The 13031-nt window shown below is 34.3% G+C and carries 9 protein-coding genes; 6 read left to right on the forward strand and 3 right to left on the reverse strand.

Annotated elements, in window-relative coordinates:
* Nucleotides 1-155: 155 nt before the first annotated feature.
* Nucleotides 156-1838: an alpha,alpha-phosphotrehalase gene (gene treC, locus NKG37_RS14065; protein WP_169188174.1), complete on the forward strand. Its 1683-nt coding sequence runs from the start codon at nucleotides 156-158 to the stop codon at nucleotides 1836-1838.
* A gap of 123 nt (nucleotides 1839-1961) precedes the next feature.
* On the forward strand, nucleotides 1962-2435 hold the full coding sequence (locus NKG37_RS14070; protein WP_016204515.1) for a PTS sugar transporter subunit IIA: 474 nt from the start codon (nucleotides 1962-1964) through the stop codon (nucleotides 2433-2435).
* A 975-nt stretch (nucleotides 2436-3410) separates the two neighbouring features.
* Here NKG37_RS14070 and NKG37_RS14075 read toward each other — a convergent pair.
* The gene (locus NKG37_RS14075) at nucleotides 3411-4526 is read right to left on the reverse strand and encodes an IS4 family transposase (RefSeq protein WP_254416035.1); all 1116 of its coding nucleotides are present in this window, start codon (nucleotides 4524-4526) and stop codon (nucleotides 3411-3413) included.
* Nucleotides 4527-4819: 293 nt separating this feature from the next.
* On the opposite strand from NKG37_RS14075, the gene NKG37_RS14080 reads away from it, so the two are divergent.
* From NKG37_RS14080 to rfbG, 4 genes are read left to right on the forward strand one after another with little or no spacing between them, the layout of a single operon-like run.
* Nucleotides 4820-5563, forward strand: a complete 744-nt coding sequence (locus tag NKG37_RS14080; RefSeq protein ID WP_101730272.1) for a sugar phosphate nucleotidyltransferase — start codon at nucleotides 4820-4822, stop codon at nucleotides 5561-5563.
* Between the two features lie 27 nt (nucleotides 5564-5590).
* Nucleotides 5591-8359, forward strand: a complete 2769-nt coding sequence (locus tag NKG37_RS14085) for a cell envelope integrity TolA family protein (RefSeq protein ID WP_224428025.1) — start codon at nucleotides 5591-5593, stop codon at nucleotides 8357-8359.
* Nucleotides 8360-8371: 12 nt separating this feature from the next.
* The gene (locus NKG37_RS14090) at nucleotides 8372-9313 is read left to right on the forward strand and encodes an NAD-dependent epimerase/dehydratase family protein (RefSeq protein ID WP_169188176.1); all 942 of its coding nucleotides are present in this window, start codon (nucleotides 8372-8374) and stop codon (nucleotides 9311-9313) included.
* A gap of 20 nt (nucleotides 9314-9333) precedes the next feature.
* A complete protein-coding gene (gene rfbG / locus NKG37_RS14095; RefSeq protein WP_169188177.1) occupies nucleotides 9334-10404 on the forward strand; it encodes a CDP-glucose 4,6-dehydratase in 1071 nt (356 codons plus the stop codon).
* 563 nt (nucleotides 10405-10967) lie between these two features.
* Here the strand turns inward: rfbG and NKG37_RS14100 are convergent.
* On the reverse strand, nucleotides 10968-12059 hold the full coding sequence (locus NKG37_RS14100) for a polysaccharide pyruvyl transferase family protein (protein WP_101730269.1): 1092 nt from the start codon (nucleotides 12057-12059) through the stop codon (nucleotides 10968-10970).
* A complete protein-coding gene (locus tag NKG37_RS14105) occupies nucleotides 12056-13012 on the reverse strand; it encodes a glycosyltransferase family protein (RefSeq protein ID WP_224428024.1) in 957 nt (318 codons plus the stop codon). The genes NKG37_RS14100 and NKG37_RS14105 overlap by 4 nt, the downstream gene beginning before the upstream one ends.
* Between the last annotated feature and the right edge of the window lie 19 nt (nucleotides 13013-13031).

The raw sequence follows: 13031 nt of genomic DNA on the forward strand, positions 1-13031 counted from the left end.
CTATGATGTCAACCAATTTGTGTGTTTATGAGCAAGTAGTAGTTCTTTTCCTACTAAAGCGATAATGAAATAGGAAAAAACGTAAATACTAATTCCATTGAGTTTTTTAGCATACAGGAAAAAGGACATAATTTTCACATCGGTGGTGTATATAGATGGAACAAGCATGGTGGCAAAAGGCAGTAGTGTATCAAATTTATCCGAAGAGTTTTCAAGATACTACAGGGAACGGAGTAGGAGATATTCAAGGAATCATAAAAAGATTAGATTATTTAAAAGAATTAGGGGTGGACGTACTGTGGTTAACACCGATTTATGCTTCCCCACAAAAAGATAATGGCTATGATATTAGTGATTATTATTCCATTCATCATGAGTATGGAAAAATGGAAGATTTTGATCAGCTATTAAAAGAAGCACATCAAAAAGGATTAAAAATTATCATGGATATAGTCGTTAATCATACGTCTACTGAGCACGAGTGGTTTAAACAGGCAGCCTCTTCTAAAGATAATCCATATCGTGATTTTTATATTTGGAAGGATGGAAAAGAAGACGGTAGGGAGCCAACTAACTGGCAGTCTAAATTCGGTGGTAATGCGTGGCAATATGATGAAAAAACAGGACAATATTATTTGCATCTATTTGATGTAACCCAAGCTGATTTAAACTGGGAAAATGAGAAGCTTCGTGATGAAATATACAAAATGATGCAATTTTGGTTTGAAAAGGGAGTAGACGGTTTTCGTTTAGACGTTATTAACTTGATTTCCAAAAATCAAGCCTTTCCAGATGATGATGGATCGGTAGCACCAGGGGACGGAAGAAAGTTTTATACAGATGGTCCTCGTGTACATGAATTTATCCATGAAATGAATCAAGAAGTTTTTTCAAAATATGACAGCATGACAGTTGGGGAAATGTCTTCTACAACTTTAGAGCATTGCATTAAATATACGAAGCCTGAACGAAATGAGTTAAGCATGACCTTTAATTTCCACCATTTAAAAGTTGATTACCCTAACGGAGAAAAGTGGGAAATAGGAGAAATGGATTTTCATGCTTTAAAACAAATTTTATCTAACTGGCAAGTCGGTATGAATAAAGGTGAAGGCTGGAATGCGTTATTCTGGTGTAACCACGACCAACCACGTATTGTCTCACGTTATGGAAATGATGGGAAATACCATAAGGAATCAGCTAAAATGCTCGCAACAACGATTCATATGATGCAAGGAACTCCCTATATTTATCAGGGAGAAGAATTAGGCATGACAGATCCTAAATTTACTTCCATTGATCAGTACAGAGATGTCGAATCTTTGAATATGTACAATATTTTGCAAGCAAATGGTAAGCCGGAAGAAGAAATTCTTGAAATCTTGCGCAGAAAATCTCGTGACAATTCACGTACACCTGTTCAATGGAACGGAGAGAAAAACGCTGGATTTACCGAGGGGACACCATGGATTGAAACGGCTCAAAATTATAAAGAATTGAATGCAGAAAATGCATTAAAGGATAAAGACTCTGTCTTCTATCACTATCAAAATTTAATTAAACTTCGTAAAGAATACGATATTATTACAGATGGAGATTATGAATTACTTGCTCCAGACGATGATAAAATATTTGCTTATTTACGTAGTACAGATAAAGAAAAATTATTAGTGGTAAATAATTTTTACGAGGAAGAAGCGGAATTTAAATTACCAGAGCATATTGATATGACAGGGTTAACAAGTGAAATCCTTCTTTCTAACTATTCAAACTCAGCTTTCTTCGGAGAAAGTATGAAGTTAAGACCATATGAGTCCATTATATATTATCTAAAATAAGTTTCGTTTTCCTGCGGTTTAAGGTCGCAGGAAAATTATTAATCAGATTTATGGGAAAATTTTTGTTATTTTCATAGAAAAAAGTTAAACTAGGAATAGAAACTTTTATTGGAGGGTACTAGCTTGTTTAAAAATCTATTTAAAAGAAATAAAGAAGAGAAAACGAGTTCAAGTAATCATTATATTCAACCTTTAGAAGGAAAACTATTAAGTATTGCAGACGTTCCTGATCCTGTATTTTCCCAAAAAATGATGGGTGATGGCATAGCTGTAGATCCATCCAATGGTGTATTAGTTGCTCCGGCAGATGGACAAATTATGAATGTATTTCCTACAAAGCATGCATTAAGCATGACAGACAATAATGGTAGAGAGATCTTAATCCATGTTGGATTAGATACTGTTGCATTAAAAGGTGAAGGGTTTACTACTTTTGTCAAAGATGGAGATAAAGTAAAACAAGGACAAAAATTAATGGAAATTGATTTTGATGAAATCAAATCAAAAGTTCCTTCCATCATTACTCCAATGGTATTTACTAACCTAGGAGAAAATGAAAAAGTAGTAGTGGAAGGTAATGAAATTAAAATTGGATAATTCAAAAGCTATGAGGCTGCCTCATAGCTTTTTTATTTTTATGAAAAGAACCGAGTTCCATATTAAAGAAGCAACGAAGAACATTGCTTGAGCACAACTAGAGAAGCGATGTCATTTTTGTTATTAGGGAAGAGAAAATGTAGGAAAACGGTTCACATAATAAATTATTAGAAAAGAATAGATTTTTGCAATCCTTTATAAAAATTAATTGCCACAAAGAGATATTAGTTAATAGTACAGAGTTAACCGAATGCTGCCCTTATTAAAGGGCAGTCAGGCTGTCGAGAAAGTCTCGACAGCTTTTTTTACAATTCCGATATACAACATATAGTGTTTTAATAATACCTTATATTCCATATGTTGTGGTAAAAATCAATTAAAACATCAAAAACCCCCTTTTTCAAAATCATACTTTTAAAAATAGGGGGTTTTTCTACAATCTGGCTGCCCTTATTAAAGGGCAGTTTTTTTGTGGGGAGAGGAAGGGAAAGTGGTGTTTATAAGAGAGATGAAAGCCGAAATCGGTGCGAGAGGAAGGGAAAGTGGTGTTCATAAGAGGGATGAAAGCCGAAATTTGTGGGAGAGGAAGGGAAAGTGGTGTTCATAAGAGGGATGAAAGCTGAAATTTGTGGGAGAGGAAGGAAAAATGGTGTTCATATGAGGAATACGGGATTGTAAAATAAAGTATGAAATTCGTAAAACACACTCACTTATATTAGAGAGCCCTATCTCTTAAACAATCATCCATTAATAGCTGGTTTAAAGACGCCATCCCCTTTCTAATATGAAATTCTCCCTTTCTAATTATTTATTTAATTACTATTTATCACTAGTGTTGCATAAATGTTGTTAGAATATTCAGTTTAAATATGTCCCCTGTTAAGAGCCAAAAAAGTAAATACCCAACTAAAGGTGGATCCATCCATTTGGAAATTTTTTTACAATTAGACTTAAGAGACGACGACAATTTGTTTATTAAGGAATGGTTTTTCCTTCAATCTTTCGAAGCCAAATATGTGCTGGTTTCCACAAAGCTGCCCGTAAATATCGGCTAATTTGTAGGGTTTTTCGTTTACTTTTTGTCTCGATTTGTGCGAGAACATGCAGGCAAAAAACAATAAGTGCGATAAACACTTGATTCTGAATTGCCCATTCGCTTTGGCCGTAAAACTTTTTGATATGGAGATGTTGTTTAATCCATTTGAAAAATAACTCAATCGCCCAGCGTGATTTATACATCTTTGAGATTTCTTCAGCACTTAAATCAAAACGATTTGTGATTAAATGAAGCTCATTTCCTTTTGAATCAATCACTTTTAGAAGACGAAAGTAATTTTCGGCACGGTTTTGCGTCGTACCAATCAACACCATTTGATCCGACAAAACAGATGTATTCTCGGGTAGTTTAAAATCGTAAACCTCCCGTATGACTGCGTTTTTTCGCAGCCTAGAAAGGAAAAAGTAGCCGTCATCTGTCATCCGATCAAAGCGTTCGTAGTCTAAGTAACCACGGTCAAACACATACATACATTCCTTGTCATCAACCATTACTTCAAGCTGACCGCGGTCATGTTCTTTGGCCGTTGTCATAATGGCCTTTTCGGGATAGGATATACCTTTTTCCATAAACACAAGGCGTAAGTGCAATTTAACACCCGCTTTTGTTTTGCGGAATTTTGCCCATTTATGATTAGTCAAATTGAGAGGCAATGTGCTTGAATCAATGATTTTTAATGGCATCACAAGTTTCGTGTTGTGCGTTTTGGTATGAATTTGTGAAACTAAATCAAGGAAAAGCTTTTGGAATAAGTCTGGATTCATGCCATTTAAACGGCGTGAGAGTTGGGAAATACTGATAGAATCAAGATCAATGCCCTTTTGCAGTTGATCATCGAAAAGACAATCGCTCAGCGCATGCAGACTTTCGACTTCTTCTAGCTGCGCAAAAAGTAATAATTTTAGAAATGACTCTGTCGTTAGTTTTTTCGTATAGAAATCTAATTTCAACGTTTTCACGTTTTCTTCAAATAATTGAAGATTTATTGGTGAAAACCATTGTCCAAATGAAGTTTTTCGTGTAATCTTGTCCATGCGATAGTCCTTTTTAGTGGATTTGGACGGGTTACCACCTAACTTATCCATTATAAAGGACTTTTTCTATGCATAAAATGATAAAATTGAACATTTCAAGTATTTTTAATAGTTAAATTAAATTAACGCAACACTAGTGACTATTTATTGAAAAAAATTTCTGTCATATAAATTTTTTCTCCTTTCCAACGAAAATTTTGCCTATATCTTATCAAACCTAATGAAACAACCTACGCATACTTAGTAGCCTGTACATATAATGGCATGAAAATACTAAGAGAAGAGGTGAAAGCATGAAAGTTGTTATTTTATGTGGGGGTAAAGGGATGAGAATGAGAGGCTTAACAGAAAATATACCGAAAGCCTTAGCTGATGTTAATGGAAAACCGATATTATCGCATATCATGAAACATTATAGTGAATATGGACACCAAGAATTTATTCTGCCATTGGGATATAAAGGAGATCAAATTAAGGATTATTTCGTGAATTTAGCTTGGAGAAAAAATAATATAAAAATAGATTTATTAAACAATCAATATGACATTCTCGGAAAAACAGAGCCCTGGAAAATTACTTGTATTGATACAGGTCAAGATACGATGACTGGAGCAAGAATTAAACAGTTAGAACAATATATAGAAGATGATATCTTTTTATTAACATATGGGGATGGTTTGTCTGATATTAATTTAGATGAACTCATTGCTTTTCATAAGGAAAAAGGAAAAACCGTTACACTTACCGGTATTAAAAAAAATAATCAATATGGAGTACTTGATATAGAAGATGGAATTGCTAGTCGCTTTTCAGAAAAGCCGGTTCTAGATGACTGGATTAACGGGGGATTCTTTGTTTGTAATAAGGAGTTCTTTCAGTATTTATCAGCACAGCCAGATTGTGTGTTAGAGGAAGAGCCGTTAAGAAAGTTAATTGAAAAGAGAGAACTAGCTGTCTATCTGCATGAAGGAGCCTGGTTATCTATTGATACACCAAAGGATTTAGAAGATGCTAGAAAGATATGGAAACAAAAATAATTGGTATAAGGGAGAGAGAGGATTGCCATGAAATGGCTAAAAAGAAATATTATAAATGACTTTCTGGAAGCAGTGTCTAATAATGAAAAAAAAGATAAGTCTGCTACTATAAATATTTCACTATTTTCAAAAGAGATTTCGGTGAAATTTCATGTAGATAATTTAGTTGGAATCTTAAATGGGGCAAAAAACAATAAGGTGTTAGCTTTACCTTCTCCGCAAGAAGATAATTCCTCATTGGAGGAGATAGCTACTCCAAATTCAGTAGTTAGTGAAAATGATCCAGAAACACTGGGTAGTAATTCACAGAGCGCTGAGGAAAAAGCAAGACAAGAAGCGGCAGCCCAAGAAAAAGCAAGACAAGAAGCGGCAGCCCAAGAAAAAGCAAGACAAGAAGCAGCAGCCCAAGAAAAAGCAAGACAAGAAGCAGCAGCCCAAGAAAAAGCAAGACAAGAAGCAGCAGCCCAGGAAAAAGCAAGACAAGAAGTGGCAGCCCAAGAAAAAGCAAGACAAAAAGCAGCAGCTCAGGAAAAAGCAAGACAAGAAGCGGCAGCTCAGGAAAAAGCGAAACAAGAAGCGGCAGCTCAGGAAAAAGCAAGACAAGAAGCGGCAGCTCAGGAAAAAGCAAGACAAAAAGTAGCGGCTCAGGAAAAAGCGAAACAAGAAGCGGCAGCTCAAGAAAAAGCAAGACAAAAAGCAGCAGCTCAAGAAAAGGCAAGACAAAAAGTAGCAGCTCAGGAAAAGGCAAGACAAGAAGCGGCAGCTCAGGAAAAAGCAAGACAAAAAGCAGTGGCTCAGGAAAAGGCAAGACAAGAAGTGACAGCCCAAGAAAAAGCGAAAAAAGAAGCATTAACTATGACCAAAGTAGAAACTAAATTATCTCCTAAAGAGCCAATTGCCTCTACAAATCAAAATTTTTGTGTTATTGCTGGAAAAGAATACTGTATGAAGATTATGGCATTTTATGAGTCGCTTGTTAAAAACAGCAATAACTTCAATTTATGGGTTTGTTGCACAGATGCTATTACGTACAAGTTTTTAAATGAAAAAAATCTAAAAAATATGCATCTTATTAGAGTAGAAGAAATAGAGGATGACCAATTAAGAGCTGTTAAACAAGAAAGAATGATAAATGAATATTGTTGGACATTAAAATCTTTCGTAATTGAATATATCCTCAAAAATAATGATGTTGAGCAAGTATTGTATTGTGATGGAGATATTTATTTCTTCTCTAATCCGGATAGTATTTTTAATGAATGGGGTTCTGCTTCCATCTTCTTGACTCCACAAAGAGATTTAGATTGGGTAGAACAAAAGTATGGAAAGTATCAAGCGGGTATTGTTGGATTTAGAAAAGATGAAACAGGATTAGCAGCTGTTCAATGGTGGAAGGATCGATGTATTGAATGGTGTAGTGTCGTTGAAAGCAATGGTCGATTTGGGGATCAAAAGTATTTAGATCAGCTTCCAATTATGTATGAGAACGTTCAAATATCTTCTAACTTAGGAGTAAATGCTGCACCTTGGAATATAATCTACAATAATAATTTCAAAATTTCCTTACAAGGTGATAAAGTCTTTATAAATAATGATCCGCTTGTTGCTTATCACTTCTCTTGTTTAACTATTTATAGCAGTGATAAATATGATTTATGGAATATGCATCAATTAAATATTCAGAAGGAAATTATGAATTATATTTATGTTCCCTACCTTGATCATTTAGAAAGAGTAATTACATCTTATCAAAATAGTTATCCTGGAATCATAAAAGCAACATTATCAACGAATGATTTTATTCAAGCAAAGACAAAGTATCATTCCACTAAGTTAAAAAGAAAAATGATTAAGTATAATAATTATTTGCTATTAACTTCAATATTTAGTAAAGAGTATTTGGTTAAAGGACTTGCAATGTATGACTCGCTTAGTAAGCAGATAGAAAATTTTCATTTATGGATTTGTACGATGGATCAAGAAACCTATGATGTCTTATCTAACTTGAATTTAAAAAATGTCACCTTAATCCCAGTAGAAACAATTGAAACGCCACAGTTAAAAGAGCTAAAACAACAACGGACATTGCAAGAATATTGTTGGACAATAAAGGCGACATTACTAGAACATTTATTATCAACGCATTCTGATATTGACCATCTTTTCTATTGCGATAGTGATTTATATTTCTTCTCTAACCCACTTTCTGTGACTAATGACTTCGGTAGATATTCAGTTTATTTATGCCGTCAACGTGGAACAGACTTACTGGAACATTTCCATGGGCAATATCAAGCTGGATTTATCGGATTTAAAAATGAAGGGAATAGTAGAAAAATTTTAAATTGGTGGAAGAAAAAATGCTTAGAAGAATGCTCTGATGTATACAATGATGAACGGAAATCATGGGGAGATCAATTGTATTTGGATCGTATCCCAGAATTATTTGAAAATATAAAAGTGAGTGAAAACCCAGGAATTAACGCTGCTCCATGGAACCTTATTCTAAATAATGCCGAGCAAGAAGTAACCATGAGGGAGAATAATGTATATATTGACAATAATCCATTAATGTTCTTCCATTTTGGTAGTTTGTTAATCTTAAATGTAAATGAATTTGACTTATGGAAGCTAGAAGAAGTTAATATATCGTCTGCCATCTTAACGAATATTTATAATCCGTATTTAATGAAATTAAGAGAGATATCAAACCGCCTTTCTAACAATGCACAATTCTTTGCAAATGTGCCTGCCAATTATACTGCTAAAAATCCTTATTCCATCGCTTCTCTATAAGAGGTGAATGTCATGAAATTGAAAAATAAAAAAGTGTTAGTCACAGGTGCATATGGTTTTATTGGATCCCATCTTATTAAACAGCTTGTGAAAGAAAATGCGTCCATCGCTGTCATTGTTCGGGAACATTCCAATCCTTGGAGAGTACAGGAATATTTGCCTCATTTAAAAAAATATGAGGCAGATATTCAAAATCGCTCAGACATATGTCGAATTATCCATGAATTTAAACCAGATTATATTTTTCATTTAGCAGCTTATGGAACAAACCCAAGTAATAGAAATGACTTACTTGCATATGAAACGAATATAGTAGGAACAATGAATATCTTATTTGCAGCAAAAGATACAAAATGCAAAAAAATTATTTGTCTTGGAAGTAGTTCTGAATATGGGGATAAAAAAGAGCTAATTCATGAAGAAATGCTATTAGAACCAGTTGATATTTATGGCAGTACAAAAGCAGCTTCGACGATTATTTCGCATCAATTAGCACTGGATTATAAACTTCCCATTATCACTTTGCGTGCTTTTAATATTTTTGGGGAGGCAGAGGATAACCATAAATTATTTTCGCATATTATTGAAAAAGTAATGCGTGATGAGCATGTAAAATTAACAACTTGTGATCAATATCGTGATTATAGCTATGTTGGAAATATTGTCGATGGCTTAATTCTTGCAGCCACATCTGAAGGCAGTAATTTGATTTTAAATATAGCTTCTGGAACTGCCCATCCTTTGCGATATTTTGTTGATTTAATTTATCAGCATTTAGATACAAAGCAAGTACCTTTGTATGGTGCTATACCAAAAAGGGAAAATGAAAGAAATGCACCTATTCCTGATATAACAAAGATTCAAGAGGTGCTTGGGTGGACTCCAGCCGTTTCCGTAGAAGAGGGAATAAAGAAAACCATTGCCTGGTATAAAAGTTATTATCATCATCATTAAAGGGAGTGGAGGTGTTACTTATGACAACTGATTGGCAACAAATATATAAAGATAAAAAGGTTTTGATAACTGGTCATACAGGTTTTAAAGGTTCTTGGCTAGCTATTTGGCTAACAAAGCTAGGTGCGAACGTAATTGGTTATTCTTTAGATCCGATTGGAGAAGAAAGTCTATTTGAATTGGCTAATATGAATAATAAAATGAAGGATATAAGGGGAGATATTCGTGATGCTACGAAGTTACAAGCAGTTTTTGCACAATATCAACCAGAAATTGTCTTTCATTTGGCTGCACAGCCATTAGTGAAACAGTCTTATCGAGACCCTGTCTATACGTATGAAGTGAATGTGATGGGAACGATGAATGTGTTAGAAGCGATAAGAAAGTCTCCGTCCGTAAAAGCAGGAGTGATGGTAACAAGTGATAAATGCTACGATAATAAAGAATGGGTATGGGGATATCGTGAAAACGATCCAATGGGTGGGTATGACCCATATAGTTCAAGTAAAGGATGCTGCGAATTATTGATTTCCTCTTATCAGCATTCTTTCTTTCCAATCGATTCCTATAGTAGTCACGGGAAGTTAATTGCTTCTGTCCGAGCGGGGAATGTTATAGGAGGAGGAGATTGGTCAGAAGATCGAATCATTCCTGATAGTGTTCGCTCCTTATTAGCTGGTCAGTCCATTAAACTGCGTTCTCCTCAATCTGTACGTCCATGGCAGCATGTATTAGAGCCGCTTTCTGGCTATTTAAAAATAGGTGCTTATCTATATGAAGGTAAAATCGAATATGCGGAAAGCTGGAATTTTGGACCAGAATCAGATAGTGTTACAACGGTACAACAATTAGTTGAGAAAATTGTTGAGCAGTGGAAGGATGGTAGATGGGAAGTAGATTCGTCACATACTGCAGAACATGAAGCAAAGCTTCTTAGTTTGGATATAAATAAAGCAAAGTACTATTTAGACTGGCACCCAAAATGGAATATTGACCAAACAATATATTATACAATGGAATGGTATAAATGGTATCGGGAAGTAGACGTTTATGAACTATGCTTAAAACAGATAAGTGAATATGAAAAATAAAATAACAAGATTAATAGAAGCTTTTCGCTCCTTTGGTTAGAGGATTCACTCAAACATAAAAGGAAGGTTTAAAGCTTCTATTTGTCATTCTAATACAATGAAAGTGTGAGAAAACAACTGACATATCTCTTCTTTATTTATAATTACATGCACTTCTTTGTTATAAGAGACTGGGACAAAACAAAATACATAATAGATAAAGACAAACAATCTCTCATTTAGTAGCGAAACCAACTCGTTCCATTTCGCTACAGACACTCTATGCGCCGGGGAGCAACCTAAGCTTCCTCGGCTAAAGCCTGTGGGGTCTAAAGACTGCTCTACTTCCCGCAGAAGTTGAGTGTCCTCCCCTCCATTTCACTACGTTTTTAAAAGTTGTTTCGTTCCATTATTTTTTTTAAGAAAGTATAATTAGTAGGAAATACGAAGTGTATTCAGTCTGCGGGTGATCACCACAAACCTTCCTTTTTAAAATGAATAAAACCCCAAACAATTATACGAATTTTTTTAGCATGTACGTATAATTGTTTGGGGTTATTTGATTGAAAATACTTATGTCCCAGCTACTTTTTTAACGATAATATAAAGTTTTTATGTTTCGCTACGATTCTTTCTTTTGCTAGTCTAATTTTCTTTCGGTTTTTATTACTTGTTAAATAGTATTCTTTCTTTTCAATCGTTTCAGCCAGTTTATTTGTATTGGTTAATAACGTATAGGGTAATTGGTGGATGGAGGCTGCGAAATCCACTCCTTTTGAGCGATAAGCTAACTGGATAAAAGGTGTCCCACTTGAGGCAGAGAGTACATTTGCGTGCAGCTTTAGGTTAAGGGAAAAGTGGCAAAGCGATAAGAAATAATAAATTTGCGAAGCAGTACATACTTCTGGTATGAAAGTGACTTTTCCTCTTTCTTTAATGCTTTCATATAAATCCTTGCAATGAGGAATATCCAGATCCCACATTGGGAAAATAACAATTTGATAGCCTTTATTTAAAAGATTCGTACATGCTTTAATCACTTGATTTTTCAGCTTATTCTCATCATAACCAAATAGGATGTTATTAGTGGTTCCCCAATTGACTGCTATGATTTTTTTATTGCAGTCATGCAAGTATTTTCTTTCTATATAATCGTCTATTTTAGGAGTGAAAAGCATGCCGGAATCACCGATTATTTGATAGTTACTTGTTGATGAAGGGGGTAAACTCTTAATATATTTATGTGTAAGAGGGCCTCTTAGACCTGCGAATGTAGAATACTCTATCACTTTTTTTATTTTCTCTTTATTAATCTCTTTGTTATGAAAATTGGTGAAAGATAATTGGAATTCGCCTCTTTTAAAGGATTCGATTGTTTCTTCTGTCATATAATCGATACCTGTTCCGTAGCAATAAAGGGGAAGCTTCATCTCTATTGCTTCTAAAGCTAAATCAATAAAGAAATTACCTTGAAATAAAGATCCTCCCCCTAAAACAACAATATCGAAAGGCTTTTCTACATATAATTCAGTCAATGTTTTAGCTGCATTTATAGGGTAGGAGAATAAAGTATACTCTTCGTTAAGCCATCTTTCACAAGCTTGAGCAAATGCTTCATAACAAACCTCATCTCCGATATTATTAACTCCTAAATAACCAAGATATAATATTCTCATTGTTCGTTTCCTCCTTCCTTAGAAAGAATCACTTCAATATGATCAAGGAGCTGTTTCGCACGCACCTGTACAGAGTGTTTTTGTCTTACCATTTTATATCCATTTAAAGCGATTTTTTTCCCTAATGTATCATAATTTCTTAAATGATAATTTGCTTTGCGCATAAAATTATCTTCATTTATTTCAATGAAATGAACACCAGGGATGAATCCTAAATCCTTGATTTCTTTTGTGCAGGAAGCTAGTAATAATGTGTTACAAGCCAAAGTCTCATAATACTTCATTACTGGATAATGGTAAATGGAATCACAGGTAAAAAACATTTTTGCTTTATTAATCTCTTGCGCAAAGCTGCTAGCTACCTTAAACGATTTCTCGTCGTACTGTTTGTGAAAATAGCCAGGATGTGCATGATAGATGAAATTAGGTAAATGCTTCATTTCATCGAGAATTTTTTGACGTAATGGATAAATAGTAGGATGTACAGCGCCCATCATTAAATAATCAATTGTTTTCTGTTGATTGAAGTCTTTAAATACATCGATATTTACATAATGGGGAAACCATATCATTTTATCTTTAAATTCTGGATACCATTCTAAAAATGTATCTCTATAGTGGGTAAAGATATACTTCACATTATTTTCCCTAATGAAAGCTCTTCTTTGATCCATTTGGTAGGTTAAATCATGCATAATGATTCCGAATGGAATATTGCACTCCTTTAGGCCAGTTACCTTCGGTGATCGAGTAGGACGTAAATCATTTACTAGGATAAAGTCAGGCTGAAAGTCCATTTTTTGTAGTGTCTCACTTATATTACCGTCTTCTTCCCAAATTCTTATATCAACGTATTTTTTAATTTCTTCTGTTAAATAATACGTATTTCTTTCTATTCCATTTTCCCAATTTTTTGTAATAAAAAGTATCTTTCTCTTCTTCTTTAATGTCATCAGCATCATGTCCTTTCCC

Origin of the sequence: Niallia sp. RD1 (assembly GCF_024219955.1) — a bacterium.
Lineage (GTDB): Bacteria > Bacillota > Bacilli > Bacillales > Cytobacillaceae > Niallia > Niallia alba.

Excerpts from the sequence above, each read along its gene's own strand:
- treC (WP_169188174.1), top strand. The coding sequence starts at position 156 with ATGGAACAAGCATGGTGGCAAAAGGCAGTAGTGTATCAAATTTATCCG.
- NKG37_RS14075 (WP_254416035.1), bottom strand. The coding sequence starts at position 4,526 with ATGGACAAGATTACACGAAAAACTTCATTTGGACAATGGTTTTCACCA.
- NKG37_RS14080 (WP_101730272.1), top strand. The coding sequence starts at position 4,820 with ATGAAAGTTGTTATTTTATGTGGGGGTAAAGGGATGAGAATGAGAGGC.
- NKG37_RS14085 (WP_224428025.1), top strand. The coding sequence starts at position 5,591 with ATGAAATGGCTAAAAAGAAATATTATAAATGACTTTCTGGAAGCAGTG.
- NKG37_RS14090 (WP_169188176.1), top strand. The coding sequence starts at position 8,372 with ATGAAATTGAAAAATAAAAAAGTGTTAGTCACAGGTGCATATGGTTTT.
- rfbG (WP_169188177.1), top strand. The coding sequence starts at position 9,334 with ATGACAACTGATTGGCAACAAATATATAAAGATAAAAAGGTTTTGATA.
- NKG37_RS14100 (WP_101730269.1), bottom strand. The coding sequence starts at position 12,059 with ATGAGAATATTATATCTTGGTTATTTAGGAGTTAATAATATCGGAGAT.
- NKG37_RS14105 (WP_224428024.1), bottom strand. The coding sequence starts at position 13,012 with ATGACATTAAAGAAGAAGAGAAAGATACTTTTTATTACAAAAAATTGG.